21 protein-coding genes and 1 riboswitch are annotated in these 23529 nt (G+C 61.8%); of the genes, 7 read left to right on the forward strand and 14 right to left on the reverse strand.

Annotation, left to right across the window (positions count from 1 at the left end; translation table 11 throughout):
* Nucleotides 1–5: 5 nt before the first annotated feature.
* The 4 genes from QIW53_RS14225 to QIW53_RS14240 all read right to left on the reverse strand — a co-directional run bounded on the left by QIW53_RS14225 (nucleotide 6) and on the right by QIW53_RS14240 (nucleotide 2762).
* Nucleotides 6–614 (reverse strand): YqiA/YcfP family alpha/beta fold hydrolase, encoded by a 609-nt coding sequence (locus QIW53_RS14225; RefSeq protein ID WP_371050237.1) that lies wholly within the window; start codon nucleotides 612–614, stop codon nucleotides 6–8.
* A 173-nt stretch (nucleotides 615–787) separates the two neighbouring features.
* On the reverse strand, nucleotides 788–1603 hold the full coding sequence (gene cpdA, locus QIW53_RS14230) for a 3',5'-cyclic-AMP phosphodiesterase (RefSeq protein WP_371050238.1): 816 nt from the start codon (nucleotides 1601–1603) through the stop codon (nucleotides 788–790).
* A 98-nt stretch (nucleotides 1604–1701) separates the two neighbouring features.
* A complete protein-coding gene (locus QIW53_RS14235) occupies nucleotides 1702–2154 on the reverse strand; it encodes a DUF1249 domain-containing protein (RefSeq protein WP_371050239.1) in 453 nt (150 codons plus the stop codon).
* Nucleotides 2145–2762 (reverse strand): NUDIX domain-containing protein, encoded by a 618-nt coding sequence (locus tag QIW53_RS14240; RefSeq protein WP_371050240.1) that lies wholly within the window; start codon nucleotides 2760–2762, stop codon nucleotides 2145–2147. Before QIW53_RS14240 ends, QIW53_RS14235 begins: the two co-directional genes overlap by 10 nt.
* A 227-nt stretch (nucleotides 2763–2989) precedes the next feature.
* Between QIW53_RS14240 and QIW53_RS14245 the strand changes: the two genes are divergently transcribed.
* Complete coding sequence (locus QIW53_RS14245) at nucleotides 2990–3736, forward strand: RsiV family protein (protein WP_371050241.1); 747 nt, start codon at nucleotides 2990–2992, stop codon at nucleotides 3734–3736.
* Here QIW53_RS14245 and cytX read toward each other — a convergent pair.
* Nucleotides 3705–4997 carry a putative hydroxymethylpyrimidine transporter CytX gene (gene cytX / locus QIW53_RS14250; protein ID WP_371050242.1) on the reverse strand — a complete coding sequence of 431 codons (1293 nt, stop codon included), beginning with the start codon at nucleotides 4995–4997 and terminating at the stop codon, nucleotides 3705–3707. The genes QIW53_RS14245 and cytX overlap by 32 nt on opposite strands.
* A 175-nt stretch (nucleotides 4998–5172) precedes the next feature.
* Entirely contained in the window at nucleotides 5173–7062 is a 1890-nt protein-coding gene (gene thiC, locus QIW53_RS14255) for a phosphomethylpyrimidine synthase ThiC (protein WP_371050243.1), read from the reverse strand.
* 164 nt (nucleotides 7063–7226) lie between these two features.
* A riboswitch (TPP riboswitch) is annotated at nucleotides 7227–7332 on the reverse strand.
* Nucleotides 7333–7529: 197 nt separating this feature from the next.
* On the opposite strand from thiC, the gene QIW53_RS14260 reads away from it, so the two are divergent.
* Nucleotides 7530–8963: a TolC family outer membrane protein gene (locus tag QIW53_RS14260; protein ID WP_371050244.1), complete on the forward strand. Its 1434-nt coding sequence runs from the start codon at nucleotides 7530–7532 to the stop codon at nucleotides 8961–8963.
* Nucleotides 8964–9076: 113 nt separating this feature from the next.
* Here QIW53_RS14260 and waaA read toward each other — a convergent pair whose 3' ends face one another.
* Complete coding sequence (gene waaA, locus QIW53_RS14265; RefSeq protein ID WP_371050246.1) at nucleotides 9077–10360, reverse strand: lipid IV(A) 3-deoxy-D-manno-octulosonic acid transferase; 1284 nt, start codon at nucleotides 10358–10360, stop codon at nucleotides 9077–9079.
* 11 nt (nucleotides 10361–10371) lie between these two features.
* Nucleotides 10372–11268, reverse strand: coding sequence for a LysR family transcriptional regulator (locus QIW53_RS14270; RefSeq protein ID WP_371050247.1), 897 nt, complete (start codon nucleotides 11266–11268; stop codon nucleotides 10372–10374).
* Nucleotides 11269–11368: 100 nt separating this feature from the next.
* Between QIW53_RS14270 and QIW53_RS14275 the strand changes: the two genes are divergently transcribed.
* The 4 genes from QIW53_RS14275 to QIW53_RS14290 all read left to right on the forward strand — a co-directional run bounded on the left by QIW53_RS14275 (nucleotide 11369) and on the right by QIW53_RS14290 (nucleotide 14778).
* Entirely contained in the window at nucleotides 11369–11701 is a 333-nt protein-coding gene (locus QIW53_RS14275) for a DMT family transporter (protein ID WP_192307673.1), read from the forward strand.
* Between the two features lie 94 nt (nucleotides 11702–11795).
* Complete coding sequence (locus QIW53_RS14280) at nucleotides 11796–12971, forward strand: NAD(P)/FAD-dependent oxidoreductase (RefSeq protein ID WP_371050248.1); 1176 nt, start codon at nucleotides 11796–11798, stop codon at nucleotides 12969–12971.
* A complete protein-coding gene (locus QIW53_RS14285; protein ID WP_371050250.1) occupies nucleotides 12968–13780 on the forward strand; it encodes an aldo/keto reductase in 813 nt (270 codons plus the stop codon). The genes QIW53_RS14280 and QIW53_RS14285 overlap by 4 nt, the downstream gene beginning before the upstream one ends.
* A gap of 32 nt (nucleotides 13781–13812) precedes the next feature.
* Nucleotides 13813–14778: a metal ABC transporter ATPase gene (locus QIW53_RS14290; protein ID WP_371050251.1), complete on the forward strand. Its 966-nt coding sequence runs from the start codon at nucleotides 13813–13815 to the stop codon at nucleotides 14776–14778.
* A gap of 34 nt (nucleotides 14779–14812) precedes the next feature.
* On the opposite strand, the gene QIW53_RS14295 is transcribed toward QIW53_RS14290, so the two are convergent.
* The 5 genes from QIW53_RS14295 to msbA form a co-directional block, all read right to left on the reverse strand.
* Nucleotides 14813–15616 (reverse strand): hypothetical protein, encoded by an 804-nt coding sequence (locus QIW53_RS14295; protein WP_371050252.1) that lies wholly within the window; start codon nucleotides 15614–15616, stop codon nucleotides 14813–14815.
* A gap of 31 nt (nucleotides 15617–15647) precedes the next feature.
* A complete protein-coding gene (locus QIW53_RS14300; RefSeq protein ID WP_371050348.1) occupies nucleotides 15648–16316 on the reverse strand; it encodes a hypothetical protein in 669 nt (222 codons plus the stop codon).
* Between the two features lie 32 nt (nucleotides 16317–16348).
* Nucleotides 16349–17326 carry a glycosyltransferase gene (locus tag QIW53_RS14305; protein ID WP_371050253.1) on the reverse strand — a complete coding sequence of 326 codons (978 nt, stop codon included), beginning with the start codon at nucleotides 17324–17326 and terminating at the stop codon, nucleotides 16349–16351.
* Nucleotides 17327–17453: 127 nt separating this feature from the next.
* Nucleotides 17454–18875 carry a bifunctional D-glycero-beta-D-manno-heptose-7-phosphate kinase/D-glycero-beta-D-manno-heptose 1-phosphate adenylyltransferase HldE gene (hldE, locus tag QIW53_RS14310; protein WP_371050254.1) on the reverse strand — a complete coding sequence of 474 codons (1422 nt, stop codon included), beginning with the start codon at nucleotides 18873–18875 and terminating at the stop codon, nucleotides 17454–17456.
* 167 nt (nucleotides 18876–19042) lie between these two features.
* Nucleotides 19043–20845 (reverse strand): lipid A export permease/ATP-binding protein MsbA, encoded by a 1803-nt coding sequence (gene msbA / locus QIW53_RS14315; protein WP_371050255.1) that lies wholly within the window; start codon nucleotides 20843–20845, stop codon nucleotides 19043–19045.
* Between the two features lie 154 nt (nucleotides 20846–20999).
* Here msbA and QIW53_RS14320 point away from each other — a divergent pair, with 154 nt between their 5' ends.
* Entirely contained in the window at nucleotides 21000–22865 is a 1866-nt protein-coding gene (locus tag QIW53_RS14320; protein ID WP_371050256.1) for an O-antigen ligase family protein, read from the forward strand.
* Nucleotides 22866–22904: 39 nt separating this feature from the next.
* Here the strand turns inward: QIW53_RS14320 and QIW53_RS14325 are convergent, their stop codons facing one another.
* Complete coding sequence (locus tag QIW53_RS14325; protein ID WP_371050257.1) at nucleotides 22905–23528, reverse strand: CatB-related O-acetyltransferase; 624 nt, start codon at nucleotides 23526–23528, stop codon at nucleotides 22905–22907.
* Nucleotide 23529 lies beyond the last annotated feature (1 nt).

Here is a 23529-nt window from a genome sequence, read left to right on the forward strand (position 1 = left end):
GGTGTTCACAGTGCCGTGAAATCCACCGCCCGGTACACATCTGCGCCGATGCCGGCAAAACTCAACATGGCCGGCAGTTGCGCGGCAAAACCCTGGAAACCATGGTCGCCGCCGGCCTGGATACGCAAGGCGCATGCCCGGTAATACTGCTCGGCGAGGCGATAGTCCAGTGTTTCATCGCCGGTTTGCAACCACACCTGATACCGCTGCGGATCCCGGGGTGCCGGCACTTCCAGCCCGGCCAGGGCCGTCACGTGGTCGTGGGTCAATTCCCAGGCCTCATCGGTATACAGGTTTTTCTGCGTTCCCAGAAACCCGTCGAACATCCGGTGCGGACTGACGGCAGGGTTGATCAGCAAGGCCTTGAGGCCGTGGCGCTCGGCCAAATGAGTCGCATAGTAGCCGCCGAGTGAGCTGCCGACCAGCAGTGGCCGCCCCAGTTCGGCAATCGCCTGATCCAGTTGCGCGATGGCCTGGCGTGGATGGTGATGCAAGGCCGGGACACGCAGCTGATCGCTCAGGCCCAGCCGCTCCATCACCTGCATCAACTGCGTGGCCTTTTGCGAGGCGGGTGCGCTGTTGAAACCGTGGATATAAAGGATCGAACCGGACATCTGGACTCCCTGTGTGTCGGGTAAAGACGCAGAGTTTACAGGGAGTTGGGGTGTCTGTGCGGACGCCATCGCGGGCTTGCCCGCTCCCACAGGGATCCTGGGTGAACACAGATATTGCGAACCACGAGAAACCTGTGGGAGCGGGCTGCTCGCGATGGAGGCGCCGCAAATCCTCAGTAACCGTTGGAACCGTAATCCACGGTGAAATCATACCCGGTTACCCGCTCCACGCCGGTCTCGATCTGCCCGTCCGGCAACAACCGCAACCAGCGATAGCCCGGCGCCTGCTCGCCGACCTTGAAATCCTCACTGCGCGGCTCGAACTGAATGCAGGTCGAGGGCGAAGCCATCAGGCGCACGCTGTTTCGAAACTGATCGATTTCCTGGTGCACATGCCCCCACAACACGGCGCGCACCTGCGGGAAACGATCCAGCACGGCAAACAGCGCCTCGGGGTTGCGCAACCCGATCGGTTCCATCCAGGGGCAGCCAATCGACACCGGATGATGGTGAAAACACACCAGGTGATGGCGCTCCGGTGCTTCGCTCAAGGCCCGCGCGAGCAGCTGCAGTTGCTCATCCTGCAGGAATCCCGGCACCGAGCCTGGCACAGCGGAGTCGAGCAAGGTCACCCGCCAGTTGCCGATGTCCACCACCGGCTCCAGCAGCGCACTTTGCACGGCCGCTTCGGCCATGACCTGCGGCTCATCGTGGTTGCCGGGGATCCAGCGCGCGGGCGCATCGAGCGGCCGGGTCAGGTCGCGAAACTGCTGGTAGGACTCCAGCGTACCGTCCTGGGAAATATCACCACTGGCGATGATCAGGTCGATGCGCGGCTGTTGCTGCCTGACCAGTTCGATGACCTTCTGCAGGCTTTGGCGCGTATTCATGCCCAGCAAGGTTGCGTCGGCCTCGGCAAACAGATGGCTGTCGGACAGTTGCACCAGCAGCGCCGGATCGGCGGTGGTCAATGTGGATACGCTCGGCAAGGCGCTCTCCCTGGGCTGAAAGCGGGACAAGTGGAATGGCGCGATTATGCTGGGGGACGAGCAAAAGGGGAAACCGCTGAACCGGACGCAGTTCACATCTAGCGAACGACTTCGTACTCGTGCCCCAGCGCCAGGCAATGACTCAACCACTCCCCCAGAAACATGTTCAACTGGGCCTTTTCATCCGGCTGATGCATCGCGGCGTTGGGGTAAGGATAGATGCCGCGAAAGCGTCGTGCATGTTCGGCGCTGACCACTTCGGCCATGCAGGCGTCGTGGTACACCTGAACCTCCAGTTGCGGCACCGGCAGCCACGGCAGGCTATGTTCCTGACGCACCTGCAACGTCGTGGTGTACGGACAGACCTGCAGCACTTCCAGCGCCAGAACGCCGAGCATCTGGTCGCCATGGGTCACGGCAATACGCCGTGCCGCCGGTTCGTTGCGCATGTCGGGCAGCAGTCGCATCAGGCGCGCGTAGTTCGCCTCGCAGGAAGCTTGCAGCCCCGCCAGGTCGACCCGGTAACGATCGCGCAACGTGTTTACGACCATAGCCCCCTCACTTCGACGCGGTTCAAGGCCAGCCATTGCAAGGCAATGATGCTGGCCGCGTTGGCAATTCGCCCGTCGCGCACGGCTTGCAGGGCATCTTCGAAGGCCCAGACCGTCACGCGGATATCTTCAGCTTCTTCCTCCAGTCCATGCAGGCCCCCGACTCCGTTCGTCTCGCAGCGCCCCAGGTACAAGTGCACGAATTCATTGCTGCCGCCGGGCGATGGAAAATACTTGGTCATCGGCCACAGCGCGCGGAATTCCAGCCCAGCTTCCTCCTGCGCCTCGCGGTGAGCAACCTCTTCCGGCACTTCGTCCTTGTCGATCAGACCAGCGACCAGTTCGACCAGCCACGGGTTGTCGGTCTTGCCCATGGCGCCGACACGAAACTGCTCGATCAGCACCACTTCGTCGCGCAGCGGATCGTAAGGCAATACGCAAACGGCATCGTGGCGGACAAACACTTCTCGATTGATTTCACGACTCATGCCTCCGCCGAACAGTTCGTGGCGCAAATGCACGCGGTCGAGCTTGTAAAAGCCCTCGTAGCACTTTTCGCGCCGAACGATCTCCACGGCGGTTGGAATGGCGCTGGCAAAATCAGTCATGACTATCCTCGTTTGCACAATCCGATCCGAGGTTGCCTGCGTGTGCCTGCAACCTCGACTTCGCGCCATCCTAACGCGCCCGTGACGTTAGATGCAGCCCCTTTCCCTTCAGCGGGATGGACGGTGAGGGCGAAACCCACTCTAATTAGCTTAGTGGCGAACTGACTGCTCGGTTGAGAGTCGAAGCGGTTAACTTTTCGCCTTTCCCTGTTTTATGAAGGACGCCCATGTCGCTTTTCAGAATCGCCTCCGTGGCGGCCATCGCCCTGACCCTGGGCGCTTGCCAGAGCCTGTTCCAGCCCAACTATCGCGTACCGCTGGAAGCCACCCGCGATACTTCCGAGCAGTTGAAACCCGGTTGCACGTCTGCCGATTGCCCGCTGGTGAATATCGACACGCTGCACTTTCCTGCCGAGCCGGCCCTGGACGCCATCGTCGAGAAGCGCTTGCTGCAAATGACCCGCACCTCGCCGGACGCGCCGGTGGCGCCGACGCTGGCGGCGTATCGCGACGAGTTTTTGCGCACCGCCGCGCCGCGCAACAGCAGCTACTTGCAGGCCAAGGTACGCGAGCAGCATGACGGCTTGGTGATCATCGAGTTTTCCAGCTATCTGGACACTGGCGGCGCCCATGGCACGCCGGGTCGCGGTTTCGTCAACTACTCGCGCCAGCAGCACAAGGTGCTGAACCTGTCCGACATGCTGCTGCCCGGTCAGGAAGAGGCGTTCTGGAAAGCCGCTCAGGTGGCGCACAACAGCTGGCTGATCAGCACCAAGCTCGATCAGGAAGCGGAGTTCGTCAAGAGCTGGCCGTTCCAGAAAACCCAGAACGTGGCGCTGACCTACGGCGGGGTGATCCTCAAGTATCAGGTCAGCACCATCGCGCCTTACGCGCTGGGCCACGTTGAACTGAAGATCCCCTACCCGCGCCTGAACGGGATTCTCAAGCCCGAGCTGTTTCCCGGCCGTAACTGAACGCCCGGCCCAGCACCAGTTGCAACAGCCCTGCCAGGACCAGCGCCGGCAGGGTGGCGCCGACATCCGGATACAGGTTGGCCAGCAGATGATAGGTGCTGACGCCGCCGAGCCAGGCGAGCAGCGCCGGCCAGCGCAACGCGGCTGACGCCACCTGGGCACTGCGCTTGCGCAGGATGAAGTGATCCACCAGCACCACGCCGAACAGCGGTGCGAACACCGAACCGATCAGCAGCAGGAAGTTCTGGTACTGCGCCAACGGCGCCAGCAAGGCGATCAGGGTGCAGACGACGCCGATGGCCAAGGCCAGGTGCTCGACTTTCAGGCGCAACAGCATTCCGCTGGACACCGCCGCCGAGTGAATGTCGGCGAAGGCGTTCTCCGACTCGTCCAGCAGGATCAACAGCAACGGAATGCCCAGGCCCGCACCGGCCAGCGCCAGCAACAAGGCATTGACTTCACCGCTCGGCGCGAACGCCAGGGTGTACGCAACGCCCAGACTCATCAGCCAGAAGTTGCCGATGAAGAAGCCCACCGCCGTTCCGCCGAACACGTTTTTCGCCCGCTTGCCGAAACGCGAATAGTCGGCAATCAGCGGCAGCCACGACAGCGGCATGGCGATGGCGATGTCGAAACCCACGGCAAACGGCATCGAACCGTCACCCGCCTGCGCCCACAACGCCGCCAGATCGGCCTTGGCGAACAGGTTCCAGGTCAGCCAGGTGCATGCCGCCAGCAGCAACCAGATGCCCCACTTGCGCAGGATCTGTCGTACGAAGGTCAAGGGACCGCTGACCGCCAGCAAGGTCGCCAGACCACCGAAGAAGATCGTCCACAGCAGCGGGTTGGACCACAGGCTGCCCTCGCTGAAGGCGCGGGCTCCCAGCAGGCTCGCGGCATCGCGCATCACGATGATTTCGAACGAACCCCAACCGATCAGTTGCAGCAGGTTCAATACCGCCGGCAGGCTCGCGCCCTTGTTGCCGAGGCTGAGCTTGAGTGCGGCCATCGATGACAGGCCGGTGTCGCTACCGATCACGCCCACGGCGGCCAGCAGCAGAACGCCCACCAGGGTGCCGAGAAAAATCGCCAGCAACGACCCGGACAGGCCCAGCCCAGGCGCCAGCAAGGCGCCGGTCTGCAGCACCATCAGGCCGATGCCGAGGGAAAACCACAGGGAAAACAGGTCGCGGCCGCCAAACACACGCTTGTCGGCGGGCACCGCGATCTCGGGTGAATAAGTGCTGGGTTGAATGCTCAAGGGGGTTATCTCAGAGGGATAATTGTGTCATTGAGATGTTCGGCGCCCGGTCCGGCCTCTTCGCGAGCAAGCCCGCTCCCACGGTTGCCTGAGTTGTCCGGGGGGACGCGGTCTAATGTGGGAGCGGGCTTGCTCGCGAAGACGGCAGCACAGGCGCCGTCAATCACAGATCAGATCAAACTTTCTGGTACAACTGACTGCCTTCCTGCTTGAAGCGCTCGGCCTGTTCGGCCATGCCCTGGGCGACGTCCACGTCCACCGCTTCGATCCGTTGGTTGGCCGCATACTCGCGGACTTCCTGAGTGATCTTCATCGAGCAGAACTTCGGCCCGCACATGGAGCAGAAATGCGCGACCTTGGCCGAATCCTTCGGCAGCGTCTCATCGTGATACGAACGGGCGGTGTCCGGATCGAGGCCCAGGTTGAACTGGTCTTCCCAACGGAACTCGAAACGCGCCTTGCTCAAGGCATTGTCGCGGATCTGCGCCCCCGGGTGCCCCTTGGCCAGATCGGCGGCATGGGCCGCGATCTTGTAGGTGATGATGCCGGTCTTCACGTCATCCTTGTTCGGCAGGCCCAGGTGCTCCTTGGGCGTCACGTAGCAGAGCATGGCGCAGCCGAACCAGCCGATCATCGCCGCGCCGATACCGGAAGTGATGTGGTCGTAGCCCGGCGCAATGTCGGTGGTCAGCGGGCCGAGGGTATAGAACGGCGCCTCGTCGCAGCACTCGAGCTGCTTGTCCATGTTCTCCTTGATCAACTGCATCGGCACGTGGCCCGGGCCTTCGATCATGCACTGCACGTCGTGCTTCCAGGCGATCTTGGTCAGCTCGCCCAGGGTTTCCAGCTCACCGAACTGCGCCTCGTCGTTGGCATCGGCAATCGAACCCGGACGCAGGCCATCGCCCAGCGAGAAGCTGACATCGTAGGCCTTCATGATTTCGCAGATGTCTTCGAAATGGGTGTAGAGGAAGTTTTCCTTGTGGTGCGCCAGGCACCACTTGGCCATGATCGAACCGCCACGGGAGACGATGCCGGTCACGCGCTTGGCCGTCATCGGTACGTAGCGCAACAATACGCCAGCGTGGATGGTGAAGTAATCGACGCCCTGCTCCGCCTGCTCGATCAGCGTGTCGCGGAACAGCTCCCAGGTCAGGTCCTCGGCCACGCCGCCGACTTTTTCCAGGGCCTGGTAGATCGGCACGGTGCCGATCGGGACCGGCGAGTTGCGGATGATCCACTCTCGGGTTTCGTGAATGTGCTTGCCGGTGGACAGGTCCATGACCGTGTCCGAACCCCAGCGGATGCCCCAGGTCAGTTTCGCCACTTCTTCCTCGATGGACGAACCCAGGGCGCTGTTGCCGATATTGCCGTTGATCTTCACCAGGAAGTTACGGCCGATGATCATCGGTTCCAGTTCGGTGTGGTTGATGTTGGCGGGAATGATCGCGCGACCGCGAGCGATCTCGTCGCGCACAAACTCCGGGGTGATGACTTTCGGCACGCTGGCACCGAAGCTGTGACCGGCGTGCTGCTGATCCAGCAGACCCGCGGCACGGGCCACTTCGAGCTTCATGTTCTCGCGGATGGCCACGTATTCCATCTCGGCGGTGATGATGCCCTGGCGCGCGTAATGCATCTGGCTGACGTTGGCCCCGGCCTTGGCGCGACGCGGGTTGTTGACGTGGGCGAAGCGCAGTTTGGTCAGTTCCGGATCGGCGAGGCGTTCCTGGCCGAAGTTCGAGCTCAGGCCGCTCAGGCGCTCGGTGTCGCCACGGGATTCGATCCACGGCGAGCGCACGTCGGCCAGGCCCTTGCGCACGTCGATGATGACCTTGGGGTCGGTGTACGGGCCGGAGGTGTCGTAGACCGTGACCGGTGCGTTGACCTCGCCGCCGAAGTCGGTCGGCGTCACATCGAGGCTGATTTCACGCATCGGCACGAGGATGTCGGGACGGGAGCCCTGAACGTAGATTTTTTGCGAGCGGGTAAAGGGTTGAACCGATTGCTGATCGACTTGCGCCGAATCACTCAGGTTCGTTGTATTTTTTAGTTTTATCGTCATCACGGGCTCTCCAGACGGCATCCAGGCATTGGAATTTTGTCGGAGCGAACCTGTGACGAATGGACGCACGCGGGCTGCAAAAACCAGCTGTGCTGTGCTCAGTGCTCGAGGGGTCGTTCGATGGTCGAACAACATCCCGGACGAAGCACAAGAGGACTCGCCGGGAGACGAGAAATCTTGTTCCCTACGCAGGCGCTAACCTGATCAGGTTCAACGGGATCCGAAATTATTCGATCTCAGCCTCATAGCAAGGCACCCCGACAAGAACCCGGCCAGTCTAGACACAACTGGCAAGGAACGCCAACACCGTGGCATTCACCATGATGAATGGCGTAATTGCAGGATTGTTGCGGCACGTGGGCGCAACTACACTCGCTACGCCGCACTGCGCCTTGACGCTGTGCAGGCCGCGCCTTACCTTGGCGCCTGAATTATCAGCGTAATATCAATTTCCAGGGAATCGCCTCATGCTGCGCAAACTCTCACTGGCCGTTGCCGTGTCTTGTGCGTCCAATGGAATGGCCTGGGCAGCAGAAGCGCCCTTGGCGACCAAAACCGACCTGGTCAGCGTGTATCAGGAAGCGGTGGACAACAACGCCGACCTGGCCGCCGCCCGCGCCCAGTACGGCGCCCAGAAGGAAGTCGTGCCCCAGGCCCGCGCCGGCCTGCTGCCGAACCTGTCCGGTGGCGGCCAGGTGGCCAATGTGCGCACCGACATCAATCAACCGTCGGCCATTGCCAACCGCAGCGCCAACTCCTACCAGGCGACGCTGGCACAGCCGCTGTTTCGTGCCGATCGCTGGTTCCAGTACCAGGCCGCCAAGAGCGTCAATGAGCAAGCCGCGCTGCAACTCTCGGCCACCGAGCAGAACCTGATCCTGCAGACCGCCGAAGACTACTTCAACGTCCTGCGCAGCCAGGACACGCTGGCGTCGACCAAGGCCGAAGAAGCGGCGTTCAAGCGTCAGCTCGATCAGTCCAACGAGCGTTTTGACGTGGGCCTGTCGGACAAGACCGACGTGCTGCAGTCCCAGGCCAGCTACGACACCGCCAGGGCCAACCGGATCGTGGCCCAGCGCCAGGTGGACGATGCGTTCGAAGCGCTGATCACCCTGACCAACCGTGAGTACAACTCGATTCAGGGCATGGTCCACTCGCTGCCGATCCTGCCGCCCGCGCCGAACGACGCCAAGGCCTGGGTCGACACCGCCGCGCGCCAGAACCTCAACCTGCTGGCCAGCAACTACGCGGTCAGCGCTGCCGAGGACACCCTCAGGCAGCGCAAGGCCGGCCACTTGCCTACGGTGGACGCGGTGGCCAAATACGAAAGAGGCGACAACGACGCCTTCGGCTTCAGCAACCCGAATGCCTTCGGCCGGGCGTACGGTGGCCCCGTCGAGCAAACCACCCTGGCCCTGCAATTGAACATCCCGATCTACAGCGGTGGCCTGACCAGCTCGCAGGTCCGCCAGTCCTACTCGCAACTGGACCAGAACGAACAACAGCGTGAGAGCCTGCGCCGGCAAGTGGTGGAAAACACCCGCAACCTGCACCGCGCCGTGAACACCGATGTGGAACAGGTGCAGGCGCGCAAGCAGTCGATCATTTCCAACCAGAGCGCGGTGGAAGCGACCGAAATCGGTTATCAGGTGGGGACGCGAAACATCGTCGATGTGCTGGATGCCCAGCGTCAGCTGTACAACTCGGTGCGCGACTACAACAACACCCGCTACGACTACATCCTCGACAACCTGCGCCTCAAGCAGGCCGCCGGTACCTTGAACCCCGGGGACCTGGAAGACCTCAAACGCTACCTCAAGCCGGACTACAACCCCGACAAGGATTTCCTGCCACCGGACCTGGCGAAGGCGGCAGAGGCGCAGCTTAAAGCACGGCCCTGAAGAACTCTTCTGCCCCCCTGTAGGAGCGAGCATGCTTGCGATGGTCGTCAACGATGACGTGGGCTGCCTGAATGCCCGCGGCGTCTGGGCCACCATCGCGAGCATGCTCGCTCCTACCGGGTGTCGGGCATCAGTCTTTCTAAAGCTTCCAGTAACCGCTGCAACGCCCCCTGATTGCTGCGCATGACCTTCAAACCAGCCTCGGCCATGCGTTGCGCATCGCGGGGCAGCTCGAACAGGCGTTGCACGGCCAGTGCCAGACCTTCGGCGTCTTCGACCTCCTGCAGCGCGCCGGCACTGCGCAACTGCGCGGCGATTTCCAGGAAGTTGAACAGGTGCGGGCCACTGAGCACCGGTTTGGCCAGGGCGGCCGGTTCCAGCAGGTTGTGACCGCCGTTCGGCACCAGGCTGCCACCGACAAAAGCGCTGTCGGCCAAGGCATACAGAAACAGCAATTCACCCATGGTGTCGCCCAGCAACACCGAGGTGGCAGCGGTCACCGGCTCGCCGCCAGAACGGCGAACCGTGGCGAAACCCTGCTCCTGGCACAGGTCGTACACCGCATTGAATCGCTCGGGGTGGCGCGGCACCAGGATCAGCAACACATCGGGGTGATTGGCGAGCAACTGGTTGTGCGCCGCCAGTACCACTTCGTCTTCGCCGTCGTGGGTACTGGCGGCGATCCACACCGGACGCTCCTGTGCCTGCCATTGGGCGCGCAGCTCGGCGGCGCGCTGGAGCAAGGCCGGGTCGATGGTCAGGTCGAACTTGATCGATCCGGTCACCTCGACGGTGTCGGCGCGAGCGCCCAGTTCGCGAAAGCGCTGGGCTTCAGCTTCGGTCTGTACCGCGAACAGGCTCATCTCGGCGAGCATCGGCTGGGTCAGCCTGGCAAAACGGCCATAGCCCCTGGCGGAACGCTCCGACAGTCGCGCATTGGCCAGCGCCACCGGGATCCCGCGCTTGGCGCACTGGTGAATGTGATTGGGCCACAGCTCGGTTTCCATGATCACCGCCAGGGTCGGGCGCACGCGATCAAGAAAGCGCGCGGCGGCGCAGGGCAGATCGTAGGGCAAATAGCAGTGCTGGATGCGCGGCTCGTTAGCGAACAGGGCCTGGATGCGCTCGGAACCGGTCGGGGTCATGCAGGTGACCGTAATCGGCAAGGTCGGGTAGCGCTGCAGCAGCGCGCGAATCATCGGCGCTGCGGCGATGCTCTCGCCCACCGACACCGCGTGCACCCAGATGCCCCCCGGCTTGATCGCCGGCAGCCCGAAGGAAAAACGTTCGCCGATACGCTTGGCGTAGGCCGGCGCCTTGCGCGAGCGCAGCCACAGCCGAATCGCCACCAGTGGCAGCCCCAGGTAAAACAGCGCGGTGTAGAGAGTTCTATTCATGGCGGCGGAGTTTATCGACTTTTCTCGCCGATCGCCTGCAAGTGCACGGCAAAACATTCCGCCAGCCAACGGGCGGCCGGGCCGGGGGGCTCGTCGCGGCGCCAGACCAGTTCCACCACCAGCGCCGGCGGTGTCCATTCGCTGGTCAGTTCGACGATCTTGTCGTGATAGCCGGAATACTGCACGACGTTGCGCGGCAGCCACGCCCAGCCGAGGCCACGCATCAGCAATTCGGCGATCACGTAGAAACTGTCAGCTCGCCAGACCTGCGGGCTGGCCGGCTCGCTGCCGGGGTAGACGCTGGACTGAGCAGCCATCAGCAATTGCCGGTGCTGCGCCAGCTGCTGGCAGTTGACCTCGCCCATGGCCGCCATCGGGTGGTCGACGCCACAGACCGTGACCATGTCGATACTGCCCAGCACGCGCCGCTCCAGCGCCTCGGGAATCTGCTCGTGATAGAACAACAGCCCGAGGTCGGCGCGGCGCTCCAGCAGTTTGCGCGCCACATCGCCTTGCGTGCCGTTGGACAATTGCACTTCCAGGCTGGGGAATTGTTCGGCCAGCGCGTCCAGACTGTCGATGACCGGTTGAAAGGGCATGGCTTCATCCTGCGCCAGGCGGATCCGCGCCTCCTGCCCGCGCATCATCGCCAAGGCCCGGCCGTTGAGGCGTTCGCACTGGCGCAGCACTTCCCGCGCTTCCTCCAGCAGGGCACTGCCAGCCTCGGTGAGCCTGGGCTGGCGTCCGCTGCTGCGATCGAACAGGCTCATGCCCAGGTCCTCCTCCAGCAATGCAATCGCACTGCTCACCGCCGATTGCGCCTTGCGCTGCTCGCGCGCAACGGCCGAAAACGACCGATGCTCCGCTACGCTGACAAACAGGCGCAATTGATCCAGATCCCACTGCATGCTCAGCCCATCTCCAAATCAGATAGGTAATGACTTTACCGCATCTGCCCGGGCCCTAAAATGCCAGGTCAGAAGCAACACGTCACATGAGGAGCCCACCATGACTGCTTACTACTATCTGGCCATCGCCATCTGCGCCGAAGTGATCGCTACGGTTTCGATGAAAGCCGTCAAGGGATTCAGTACGCCACTGCCGCTGATCCTGGTCATTGCCGGCTACGGCATTGCCTTCTGGATGTTGACGCTGGTGGTGCGCAGCGTTCCGGTCGGTGTGGCCTACGCCGTATGGGCCGGCATGGGCATCGTGATGGTCAGCGTCGCGGCCCTGTTCATCTATGGGCAGAAACTCGATGTGCCAGCGATGCTGGGCATGGCGTTGATTGTGCTGGGGGTGGTGGTGATCCAGTTGTTTTCGAAAACGGCGGGGCACTGAAGATAATCCCCCTGTAGGAGCGAGCATGCTCGCTCCTACAGGGACCGCGTAGCTCTGTATACTGCCACCTCGTCTTGAACACTGAGGTCGCTGCATGCCATCCGTTATTTCCACCGACGTTCTGATTGTCGGCGCCGGTGTTGCCGGCCTCTGGCTGAATGCGCGTCTGCGGCGCCAGGGTTTTTCGACCGTGCTGGTGGAAAGCGCCAGCCTCGGTGGCGGGCAGAGCGTCAAGTCCCAGGGGATCATTCACGGTGGCGCCAAGTATGCGCTGCACGGTGCGCTGACCGGTGCGTCGGAAGCCATCGCCGACATGCCGCGACGCTGGCGTGAAGCCCTGGCCGGCGACGGCGAGCTGGACCTGTCCGGCGTACGCCTGCTGTCCGATGCGCATTACCTCTGGTCGCCGGGCACGCTCGCCGGCAACCTCACCAGTTTCTTCGCCAGCAAGGCGGTGCGCGGGCGTGTCGATCAGGTCAAGGGCGACCAGTTGCCACCTGCGCTGCAAGACAAACGCTTCAAGGGCAAGGTCTATCGCCTGGCCGAGCTGGTGATCGACGTGCCGAGCCTGATTCAGCGCCTGGCCGACCTGGCCGGCGACGGCCTGCTCGCTGGCCAGAATATCGAGCCCCTATTGGAAGGTGGCCTGCTGGTCGGCCTGAAGGTCGACGAACGCGAGATCCGCGCCCAGCGCATCGTCATGAGCGCCGGGGCAGGCACGGCCACCTTGCTCGAAGCACTGGGGCTGAGCCGACCGGCGATGCAACGCCGGCCGCTGCACATGATCATTGCCAAGGGCCCGGGCCTCAAGCCCTTGTACGCCCATTGCCTGGGTGGCGGCACCAAACCACGCCTCACCATCACCACCCACCCGGCCGCCGATGGCCAATGGGTCTGGTACATGGGGGGCGATATCGCCGAAGCCGAGGGTGTCGCCCGTGAGCCGGCCGAGCAGATTGCCACGGCGCAGAAAGAGCTCGCTCAACTGCTGCCCTGGATCGACCTGAATTCCGCGCAGTGGGCGACCTTGCGTGTGGACCGCGCCGAACCCTTGCAATCGGGCCTGACCCGCCCGGACAACGCCTTCCTCGCCGAGGAGGGCCGCCTGTTGGTGGGCTGGCCGACCAAGCTGGCCCTGGCACCGGACTTTGCCGACCGCGTCATCGACGCCCTGCAACGTGACGGCATCCAGCCAAACCATGCGGCGCCGCTGCCCGACTTGCCGAAACCGCCAATGGGCGTACCGGCCTGGGAGGAACTGCTGCCATGAGCGTACCGACCCTCCACGATCTGCACCGTCCCCTGGGCAGCCTTGGCCTGCTGGTTTCGCCATTGGGCCTGGGCACGGTCAAACTCGGCCGTGACCAAGGGGTGAAATACCCCAACGGCTTCCAGATTCCTGACGATGACGAGGCGCGCCGGCTGCTCAAGCTGACCCGCGACCTGGGCATCAACCTGATCGACACCGCCCCGGCCTATGGGCGCAGCGAAGAGCGCCTCGGCCCGTTGCTGCGTGGCCAGCGCCAGGAATGGGTGATCGTCAGCAAGGTCGGCGAGGAGTTTGCCGACGGCCAGTCGCGCCACGATTTCAGCGCGGCGCACACCCGACTCTCGGTGGAGCGCAGCCTGCAACGTCTGGAAACGGATTTCATCGATCTGGTGCTGGTGCACTCCGACGGCAACGACCTGGCGATTCTCGACAACGGCGAGGTCTACGCCACGCTCGCGGCGCTCAAGGCCGAAGGCAAGATTCGCGGCTTCGGCTTCTCCGGCAAGACCGTCGACGGCGGCTTGAAGGCGCTGGAGCAAGGCGATTGCGCAATGGTCACCTACAATCTGAACGAACAGCATGAGAAACCGGTCATTGACTATGCTGCTGCTCACGGCAAAGCCATCCTGGTCAAGAAGGCCCTCGCCAGCGGCCATGCCTGCCTGAGCCCGGGCGTGGACCCGGTGCGCGCCAGCTTCGAATTGCTTTTTGAACACCCGGGCGTGGCCAGTGCTATTGTCGGGACCATCAATCCGCTGCACCTCGCCCACAACGTCGCGACCGTTGCCCAGGTTCTGGGCAGACACTGATGCCGCCCTCGCGGCCTTAAGCAGGAGCCGACATGCCGCGTACGCTCATAAGAAAGAACCCGAGCAACTTCAAAACCCTGCCGTTATTCGTCGAAGCGACCCCCGAAGGCTTGAGTTACCAGAGCGTCGGCATGCCGCTCAACTTCTCCCAGACCCTGCAACGGCGCCGACCGGTGACGGTGGCTGACAGCGAACGGTTCGCCCTGGAGCTCGCCAACCTCGGGGTTTCGGTGCGCCTGACCCTGCATTGGCAGAATCGCGATTACTGGGTACTGGTGCGCCAACGGCGGCAGGACCGGGGCGATGTGGTGCTCAAGCTGATTTCCGGTTACGTGCCGGCCCACGAACTGAACCTGCCACTGCACACGGCGATCCAGGAGATCGCTGAAGAATGCCTGCTGGAAACACCGGAAGGCTGGCTCGGTGGCCGCTTCAACGACACCTGGCTACCCACCCCCTATTCGTCGGCGCTGCACTATCGCGAAGCGCTGCCGTTTCGCCTGACGCCGCTGTCCGGCGCGGCACGGCCGGTGCGCTGCGCCAATCTGCAGCTGATCGAACGGCCGCAGGCTTACGTGCATCTGCCGACCGCCTCGTTGCAACTGATCTATGACTTGCGCCTGGAAGTGCCCAGGGAAGCCAAGTCCCTGAGCCTGTTTCACGTCGACGAGCGGCTGGAGGGCGACCAACTGGTGGCCCGTCTGGATCGCAAGCGTCCAGACCTGTACCTGATGCCCCTCAAGGATGGTCAACCGCTTGCCGAGCTGTACACGCTCAAGCGCGACAAGCTGCTGCCCGCCAGCACCCGTGGACTCTATCTGGCGGAGAGCTTCGCCATTCAGGAAGGCTGGACCGTGGGCGAGGAGCGTATTCGCTGGAAGGACTGGGTGACTCAACAGGGCCTGGAGGTGCCGAAGCCCCCGCGCCATGGCCTGAAGAAACTGAGCGTCAAGGCCCTGGGCCTTGTCCGCCTGGTGCGGGGAAGCCTGCGCAAGTGAGTTCGAACCGGAGGTGATGACACACCGGTTCGATTCAGCTTCTCCGCTTGTCCATCAAGGTGCGCAACCGGGCAAAAAAATGGAAGTAACGATTCTCGCGTTTGCCCATTCCGCGCTTGGGGGAAAACGATTCCTCGGCAAATGCTCCGCTGATACGCACGCGCGAAGCCTGGGTTTCCAGGGTGCAGATCTTCGCACCGGCCTGCTGCAGGGCAAACTTGAGCAGTCGCTCGGAGTGCAGCTTTCTGCCCGTGGCCTGGCTGAAATCGAAGATGCGTTCGATCCTTTTGCCATAGGCGACATAGGTGTCACGCCCGCAAATCGCAAAGCGGTCGTTCAGCCCACCCCACCATTGCCAATCCGGAATGTAGGCGTTGAGCCGCCGGGCGTCGGCATGGTTGAACACGTACGCCGGAAGCGCCGTGTGAAAGAAGTTGTCCGGCCGCACGAAGATCACGAAATCGGGATTGAACGACTCCATCATCATCGTCACCGTGTGCAGTGAATTGAGCTGATAGATCAGGTTGCGAAGCGAGGCGAAATCATCGGCCCAGGTATCACCCTGCGCCTTCACCCGTTCGAAGTCCCAGCGCTCCAGCACCCCATCGGTCGAGGTGAGTTGCCCGGTCATCGATCTGAACGGTTCGTAGTTGGCAGCCTTCAACTCGCCCTGTTCGCCCGAGCGCGAATTCTGCACTTCGTTGACTTCATACAGGTGGTAGAAGCATTTGACGTTGCTGTCGGAAGGCAGCCGCGCCAGAACGTTTTCCTCAATGGAAGGAAAACAGATGGGCGAGTTTCTCGGGATACCAAAAAAAGCCACCGCAATATTCAACACTCGACAGCACCCTTTGAAAGTGGATTGAGATTCATCGACCGAACAGCTTTTGCCACCACCGGCGACGCCGCAACGGGATGGCGACCACATTCGACCGCTGCAGCCAGTCGCGCTCGTAATCCCAGGCATGCCCGCCCCAGCGCTTGCCCGCCTCGTTGGAAAACCCCAGCGTCATGAGCTGATAGCTGTAATCCGCCTGGCTGCGCAGCCAGTCGAACAACACCAGTGCGTTGAACCCGGTGGTCGGTCCGACGTAGCGTTTGCCGCCCGGACGATCGACCGGATAGTTCCACAGGGCCGGTAACGGAATGCGCTCCCAGAACAGCGCGACTTGCGGCATGGGGCACATGGCGCCGGTGCACCCGACCAACAGAGTGAAACACCGGGCATCAGCGTCATTGAAGATCCGCTGCACATCCGGACCGCAAGGCAAGCCGAAAAAATAGGCATCCGGCGCATTGAACCCGTGCACGAACAGATTGACGCTTCGCGGATCGAGCAAGGGCGCCAGGACACATTTGTTGAAGCTGACGACGACATCGTCAGGCCCGATGTCCAGCGCCTGGAAATCGTCTCGGGTAATGGCCGGGTTGTTCGCTACCAGCAGCACCCGTGAAGCGTTGCGCAGGCATGCCTTCAACGCCGGGGGTAACGCGTCCTGGATGGACTGATGACCACCGGGCAGCGCATCCAGCGCCATGGACTCATCGAAGGCTGGCGGTTGATTGCCAATCACCGCTCAGGCACCTGCATACCGTAACGGACCTTGACCCAGAAACGGGTCAACGCGGACGGTGGCTGCCAAGGCCGCATTTCGCGCTGAATCTCGGCGGCGAGCGTTCGCCCCACTCGTGCGAAGGAATACCGACTTTCAGCGAATGCCTGTCCATTACTGGCAATGCGTGCCGTCAACTGCGGATCACTGTGCAGCAACTGGAGCTTTTCCACGGCCTCCTCTTCGGAGCGATAGAACACCGTGTTGTGCATGTCCTGAAAGCCCAGCAACTCGTCTTCCTCGCCCTGGCTCCAGGCCATCAGCACGCAGCCACAGGCCATCGCTTCGAAATTTTTGATCATGAACTCGTTCATGCCGAGGTCGGCACTCACGAAAATCCTGATGCGGTTGAGCATTTCCAGGTATTCGGCGCCAGACTTGGTACGGGTCACCAACATGCCGGTACGCCGCGCAAGCGACTCGAGCAATGCCTTGCGCTGGGTATATTCGGTACTTTTCAGGCTGCCCAGAAACCCTGCCGGAATATCGCGCACACCCCCTGTGTTATGCAGCATCTGCTCGTCATATCCCTTTGAGACGAACACCGCATCAATCTCTTCAGCTTGCATCCGGCGCGCCACGACAGCACCGGAAACCAGTGCACGGGAGCTTGGCAAACGACGGTACAGACGCGAGTAGACCCCTTGGTACTTACTGTCGGGCATGTAGTTCTGGTAGGCATCGTGCTCGAGAAAAACCAGGCCGGGGATGCACTTCAACACGCGGAGCTGAGGCACCAGGCGCTTGACCCGGGAGAAGATCACCACCCGATCGAACGTCTGATAATCGACGGATGCGAGAAAGGGCCCGAGATTCAGCTGCTGCTTTTTGCTCAGGCGATAGATGACGCACTCGTCGCAGTGTTGCTGCACGACCTCATAGAGACGATCCAGAATGACTCGCTGCTCGTCCATCACCAGGAGCATTACTTTCATCAATCTTTTACCACTATATAAGTGGGCGAGAGCATTGCGAGAATGCTCGAAAACATCATGGGCAGGGTTGAATTTTCACGATAAAACCCGTTCATCCCGAATATGAGCCGGGCGTCGTCAATCAAGTTCAACGGTTGCGAATCTTCTCGACAATTGCCGTTGTCGAACTGTTCTCCACCAGGCCCAGTACCTTCACCGTTCCGCCATAGGCCGTCACGATGTCCGCTCCGACCACCTGGTCGATGCCATAATCGCCGCCCTTGACCAGAACATCCGGCTTGACCTCGCGCAGGAGGTTTTCCGGAGTGCCTTCGGAAAAGCTGATCACCCAATCCACTGCACCCAGTCCCGCCAGCACGGCCATACGGCGGTCGACGCTGTTGATCGGACGGCCCGGCCCCTTCAGGCGGCTGACCGATGCATCGTCATTGACCGCAACGATCAACCGATCGCCCTGGGCCCGCGCCTGCTCCAGGTAGGTCACGTGGCCGGCATGCAGGATGTCGAAGCAACCGTTGGTGAAAACGATTTTCTCTTTGTGCGCCCGCGCATCGTCAACCGCCAACCGCAGTTGCTCCAGGCCCAGCACGCCGCGCTCGGAACCCTCCTCGCGCTGAATCGCCCGGCGCAGCTCCGGCGCGCTGATGGCCGCCGTACCGAGCTTGCCGACGACAATGCCTGCCGCCAGATTGGCCAGGGCCACGGCATGCGGCAACTCCTCGCCAGCCGCAATGGCGGCGGCCAGGGTGGAAATCACAGTGTCGCCGGCACCGGTCACGTCGAACACTTCCCGCGCCCGTGCGGGCAGGTGAAGTGCCGGATGATCCGGGCGTAACAGGGTCATGCCATGTTCGCCCCGGGTCACCAGCAGCGCGCCCAGGTCGAGGTCGTGCATCAACTGCGCGCCCCTGCTCACCAGATCGTGTTCATCGACACAACGACCGACAATGGCTTCGAACTCGCTGAGGTTCGGGGTAATCAGGCTCGCCCCCCGGTAGATCGAGAAATCCTTGCCTTTGGGATCGGCCAGCACCGGTATGTCACGGGCGCGGGCGGCCTGGATCAACACCTGGTGATTCTTCAGCGCCCCCTTGCCGTAGTCGGACAGCACCAGCACCTTGATGCCTTCGAGCAGTTCGTCGACCTGGTCGCCCAGCGCCAGGGCGTCGGTCGCGAACGGTTCTTCGAAGTCGATGCGCAGCAATTGCTGGTGTCGGCTCATGACCCGCAGCTTGACGATGGTCGGCTGGTGCGCAATGCGCTGGAACAACGCGCGCACGCCAGCCCCCTTGAGGCTGTTGGCCAGGCTTTCGGCGGCTTCGTCATCACCGGTGACACCGACCAGCGAAGCTGGCGCGCCAAGCGCGGCAATGTTCAGGGCAACGTTCGCGGCACCACCCGGGCGGTCTTCGATCTGTTCGACCTTCACCACCGGAACCGGCGCCTCAGGGGAGATCCGTGAGGTACCGCCATGCCAGTAGCGGTCGAGCATGACATCGCCGACCACCAATACAGGGGCTTGATCGAATCGCGGCATGGACAACTTCATGGAGCAACCCACATACAAAATGAACAAGGGCGGGATATTAGCACAGGGTTGGCGCGGGGCTGGCGGATGGCATGAATGTGACGATCAAAAGTCAAAATCGCAGCCTGTCCAGGTTCGAAAACCACAGGCTGCGAGCGTTCAGTCGTCAGCACCGGAGGGCGCGCAAATCAGGCGATGTCTTCGGCCGGGGCATCAAGGCCCATGGCATTCAGACGAGCGTAGTAGCCGTTCTGCGCCAGCAGCTCGGTATGCGTACCGCGCTCGACGATCCGCCCCTGATCCATGACCAGAATCAGGTCGGCCTTCTCGATGGTCGACAGGCGGTGAGCGATGACCAGCGTGGTCCGGCCCTTCATCACCTGGTCCAGCGCAGCCTGGATGTGCCGCTCCGACTCGGTATCGAGCGCCGAAGTGGCCTCATCGAGAATCAGCAACGGTGCGTTTTTCAACAAGGCCCGGGCAATCGCCAGACGCTGACGCTGACCGCCGGACAGCAACACGCCATTCTCGCCGACCTGGGTGTCCAGGCCTTGCGGCAGTTGCGAGATGAAGTCCATGGCGTAGGCATCCCTGGCGGCCTTTTCGATGTCTTCACGTGGCGCACCGGCCAGATCGCCGTAGGCGATGTTGTTGGCCACGGTGTCGCTGAACAGCGTGACATGCTGGGTCACCTGGGCAATGTGCCTGCGCAGGTTCAGCAGCTTGTACTGCTCGACCTCGACGCCATCGATCAGAATCTCGCCCTTGTCGTGGTGATAGAAGCGCGGAATCAGGTTGGCCAGGGTCGACTTGCCACTGCCCGAACGCCCCACCAGCGCCACCATCTGCCCGGGCTCGGCCGTGAAGCTGATATCGTCGAGTACCTGGCGCTCGGTGCCTGGGTAGGTGAAGCTCAGGTGGCGCACCTCCAGGCGACCGGTGACGGCGTCACGTTCGACGGTCCCGGTATCGATCTCCGGTTCAACGTCCAGTTGCTCGAAGATGCTCTCGGCGCCCGCCACACCCTTCTGGATGGTCGAGCTGACTTCTGACAGCTGGCGGATCGGCTTGGGCAGCAAGCCTGCCAGGGTGATGTAGGCGACCATGTCACCAGCGGAGGCATCGCCGCGCAGGAACAGCACCAGGAACATCAGCACCGCCATGGCGCTGTAGATCACCAGTTGCAGCAACGGCGTGTAGATGGCACCGGTACGGGTCATGCGCAGTTGTTTGTCGGTGTTGCCCTGGCTCGCCTTGAGGAAACGTTTCTCTTCATAGGTTTCCCCACCGAAGCTGCGCACCACGCGATAGCCCTGGATGGTTTCCGACGCCACATGGGTGACATCGCCCATCGCGGCCTGGATCTTCTTGCTTTGCTTGCGGAATTTCTTGCTCGCGGTGCCGACCATTACCGCGATCAGCGGCAGGATCGCAACCATGACCAGGGTCAGCTTCCAGTTCATGAACAGCAACGAGGCAAACAGGAAGATAACCGTCATACCCTCACGGATTACGACCTTGATCGCATCTGTCGCCGCCCCCGTCACCATTGTTACGTTAAAGGTGATGCGGGAAATCAGGTGACCCGAGTTATGCTTGTCGAAGTAGCGGTTGGGCAGCACCAGCAGGTTATTGAACAGTTGCACGCGCAGGTCATGCACCAGCCCGAGCGAAACCTTGGCCAGGAAGTAGTTGCCCAGATAGGACCCCAACCCCTGCCACGCGGCGATCAGGATGATCAGCAACGGCACGGCTTGCAGCAGTTGCAGGTCGCGCAGGTAAGGCACGCTGGGGAACAGCACGGCCTCGGGATTGGACAGCCCATCGACGAAATACTTGAGGATGTAGCCGAGCATTGGCTGCGTCGAAGCGAAAATCAGGAAGCCGACGATGCTGATCAGGAACAGGCTGATGTAGGGCCGCACATAACCGAGCAGGCGGAAATAGATTTTCAAGCTCGAGGGGCTTGCGGAGAGACTGGAGTCGGTCATATCACGCGAATGTCGATTAAAAGGACGCTGACTTTAGCACAGCTTCTTCAGGGTTCTGGCAATCGCAAAAAGGCTGTTATTGTTAGACGGCACAAGCAGTATCATAAGGCCATCATTGGAATGGCCAATCAACTTCAGGATTGAATTTCTCAGCATGCAACTCAGCGGTTTCAACAAAACGCCCAATCGAGTCTTCGATTTCATCAGCCTGTGGATTCTTCCTGCGGGCTATTTCCTGCTTCTGTGTTCGATGTTTTTTCTGCCGGACCGCAGCCTGCTTCACAAACTCTATTACGGTTTGTTCAGCATCCCGACACTTATAGCCCTTTGCCTACGCCCGCGGGCGCTCCGGGAACTGCTGAACGAGCCGATTTTCATTGCCGTGCTGCTGTTCGCCGCCTGGGCGCTGTTGAGTCTGCTCTGGAGCCCGGGCGACGATGGTTTTTCCAGCAAACTCAAGCCGCCCCTGCACTTGCTCATGCTGTTCGCCGGTTGCTACCTGCTGATCCGTCATCGCAGCGAGATGATTCAACCGCTGCTGTTCAGTGCCGCGCTCGTCGGATTGGTCGCAACGATTGTCTACCTGTTCATGTTCGCTCCGATTTACCAACCTGGCCTGCGCCTGATTGGTGGTGGCGCGTTTGATAACCCCTTGCTGAGTTCACACCTGTTCGGCTTTTTCTGTGCCTATTGGCTCAGCCTGAGCATGACCTGCAAGCGTACGCAAATACTCTGGCTGAGTGTCCCGGCGATGGCGATCATGTTCGTCGCGGTGATCGCCACCGGCTCTCGGACGCCGCTGGTAGCCCTGACGCTGGCCGCTTTGTGGCTGAGCTTCATTTGCTGGAATCGGCGCTCCATTCTGCTGTTGGGCATCATGGCAGCCGGCGGCGTGGCCGTCCTCGTGCTTTTTTCCGAGATGATCTTCGAACGTGGCAACTCCTACCGCTTCGAGATCTGGCAGTTGGTCCTGCAGAAAATTGCCGAACAACCCTGGATCGGCCACGGTTACGACGCCAGCCTGGGCGTCGACCCTGGCGTGGGATTTACCCTGACAGAACCGCATAGCTTTGCCCTCGGCGTTCTTTACTACGTGGGTATTTTCGGCTTCATCCCCTGGCTGTTTGCCCAGGCCTGGGCCCTGCTGAGCAGCTGGCGCCACCGCGTGCAGCCGCTGTTCATCATCGCGTCCACGTGGCTGGCCTTCGGCATTGGCGGCGGCTTGACCGAAGGCGGCGGGATTCTCTCGCGCCCCAAGGAACACTGGTTCCTGCTGTGGATCCCCTTGGCCCTGATTGCCGCGTTGAGCATCAACCGCCGTGCAGGTCGCCTGCTGGGCGTATCGATCAAGCGGCTGACCCAAGCAGACCTGCACACCTTGAGCGCCAACGCCCGGGTCATCGAAGAAGACGGTCTGGGACCCAAAGTCCTGCGCCTGGTCGATGGCAGCTTCCTCAAGCTGTTCCGACCTCGCCGCTGGTACACCTCGGGCAGCTTCAATGCCTATTCCGAACGCTTTGCCGTCAACAGCGAGCGACTGCGCAGGATGGGTTTCCCGACACCGCAGATCCTCAACCTCTATCGCCTCGACGATGGCAGCAGCGCGGTGCACTACACACCCCTGCCAGGCAACACGTTGCGACAGGTCCTGCAAGGGATCACGGCACCGGATGTGCGCCAGGCACTGGTGGAGCGTTTCGGCAAGTTCATGGCGCAACTGCACGAGCAGGGGGTGTATTTCCGCTCCTTGCACCTGGGGAATGTACTGGTCCTGGAAGATGGCGAGTTCGGTCTGATCGATGTCGCCGACCTGCGCCTCTACCCGTCGTCACTGAGCCTGTCGCTGCGCGAACGCAACCTGAGACATATGCAGCGTTACACCGTGGATCGACGCTGGCTGTTCGAAGAGCATTTTCAGGCACTGCTGCAAGGCTATGCCATGACAGCCTCGCAGTCCGAGGTGGACAACCTCAACAGGCACGTATTGACAGCCAGCCAGCCCGAGCGAACCCATGCATGACCTATCAGCTTGCCTGAACGACGAGGCAAGCGAGAAGGTTCAGACGGCTAGCCGCTGACGGACGTACTCAAGGAAGCCGTTGATATCATCGCTGCACAGCTTGTCCGCCAGGCTGTGCAGTTCCGTTTCGGGCCAGTTCCACCAGGCACTCCGAAGGAGCAGCAAGCGCTGTTCCTCAGGAAAACGCCAGCGCAGGAAGCGTGCAGGATTGCCACCCACCACCGCGTAGGGCTCGACATCGCGAGTCACCAGTGCACCGGCGGCAACAATTGCACCGTCCCCCACCGTCACACCTGAAAGCAGTGTGCAATTCGAACACAACCACACGTCGTTGCCGATGCTCACATTACCGTGGGTTCCGCTGTATCCACTGATATGGGCGGCCTGCTCAACCATGGCAGGAAAAGGGAACGTGCTGACCCAGTCGGCGCGATGGTGCCCCCCAAGGAAGATCTGTACTCCCTCGGCGATCGAGCAATACGCTCCGATGCTCAGTGTCGAGCCCTCCTTCCAGTCATGGACTTCGGGCACGCCGTAGCTACCACGACCGAATGCATAATGCGGGTATCGCGCCTTGAAGCGCGCCATGCCTCGCTCGAACTTCGGCAATTTTCGAATCGCCCGCTTTGCGCGTTTCTCCCTGAAGCGTTGAATCCAGCCCATG

Origin of the sequence: Pseudomonas fluorescens, from assembly GCF_041354075.1 — a bacterium.
Classification (GTDB): domain Bacteria; phylum Pseudomonadota; class Gammaproteobacteria; order Pseudomonadales; family Pseudomonadaceae; genus Aquipseudomonas; species Aquipseudomonas fluorescens_CE.

Excerpts from the sequence above, each read along its gene's own strand:
- QIW53_RS14225 (WP_371050237.1), bottom strand. The coding sequence starts at position 614 with ATGTCCGGTTCGATCCTTTATATCCACGGTTTCAACAGCGCACCCGCC.
- QIW53_RS14235 (WP_371050239.1), bottom strand. The coding sequence starts at position 2,154 with ATGGTCGTAAACACGTTGCGCGATCGTTACCGGGTCGACCTGGCGGGG.
- QIW53_RS14240 (WP_371050240.1), bottom strand. The coding sequence starts at position 2,762 with ATGACTGATTTTGCCAGCGCCATTCCAACCGCCGTGGAGATCGTTCGG.
- QIW53_RS14245 (WP_371050241.1), top strand. The coding sequence starts at position 2,990 with ATGTCGCTTTTCAGAATCGCCTCCGTGGCGGCCATCGCCCTGACCCTG.
- thiC (WP_371050243.1), bottom strand. The coding sequence starts at position 7,062 with ATGACGATAAAACTAAAAAATACAACGAACCTGAGTGATTCGGCGCAA.
- QIW53_RS14260 (WP_371050244.1), top strand. The coding sequence starts at position 7,530 with ATGCTGCGCAAACTCTCACTGGCCGTTGCCGTGTCTTGTGCGTCCAAT.
- waaA (WP_371050246.1), bottom strand. The coding sequence starts at position 10,360 with ATGAATAGAACTCTCTACACCGCGCTGTTTTACCTGGGGCTGCCACTG.
- QIW53_RS14270 (WP_371050247.1), bottom strand. The coding sequence starts at position 11,268 with ATGCAGTGGGATCTGGATCAATTGCGCCTGTTTGTCAGCGTAGCGGAG.
- QIW53_RS14275 (WP_192307673.1), top strand. The coding sequence starts at position 11,369 with ATGACTGCTTACTACTATCTGGCCATCGCCATCTGCGCCGAAGTGATC.
- QIW53_RS14280 (WP_371050248.1), top strand. The coding sequence starts at position 11,796 with ATGCCATCCGTTATTTCCACCGACGTTCTGATTGTCGGCGCCGGTGTT.
- QIW53_RS14285 (WP_371050250.1), top strand. The coding sequence starts at position 12,968 with ATGAGCGTACCGACCCTCCACGATCTGCACCGTCCCCTGGGCAGCCTT.
- QIW53_RS14290 (WP_371050251.1), top strand. The coding sequence starts at position 13,813 with ATGCCGCGTACGCTCATAAGAAAGAACCCGAGCAACTTCAAAACCCTG.
- QIW53_RS14300 (WP_371050348.1), bottom strand. The coding sequence starts at position 16,316 with ATGGCGCTGGATGCGCTGCCCGGTGGTCATCAGTCCATCCAGGACGCG.
- QIW53_RS14305 (WP_371050253.1), bottom strand. The coding sequence starts at position 17,326 with ATGAAAGTAATGCTCCTGGTGATGGACGAGCAGCGAGTCATTCTGGAT.
- hldE (WP_371050254.1), bottom strand. The coding sequence starts at position 18,875 with ATGAAGTTGTCCATGCCGCGATTCGATCAAGCCCCTGTATTGGTGGTC.
- msbA (WP_371050255.1), bottom strand. The coding sequence starts at position 20,845 with ATGACCGACTCCAGTCTCTCCGCAAGCCCCTCGAGCTTGAAAATCTAT.
- QIW53_RS14320 (WP_371050256.1), top strand. The coding sequence starts at position 21,000 with ATGCAACTCAGCGGTTTCAACAAAACGCCCAATCGAGTCTTCGATTTC.
- QIW53_RS14325 (WP_371050257.1), bottom strand. The coding sequence starts at position 23,528 with ATGGGCTGGATTCAACGCTTCAGGGAGAAACGCGCAAAGCGGGCGATT.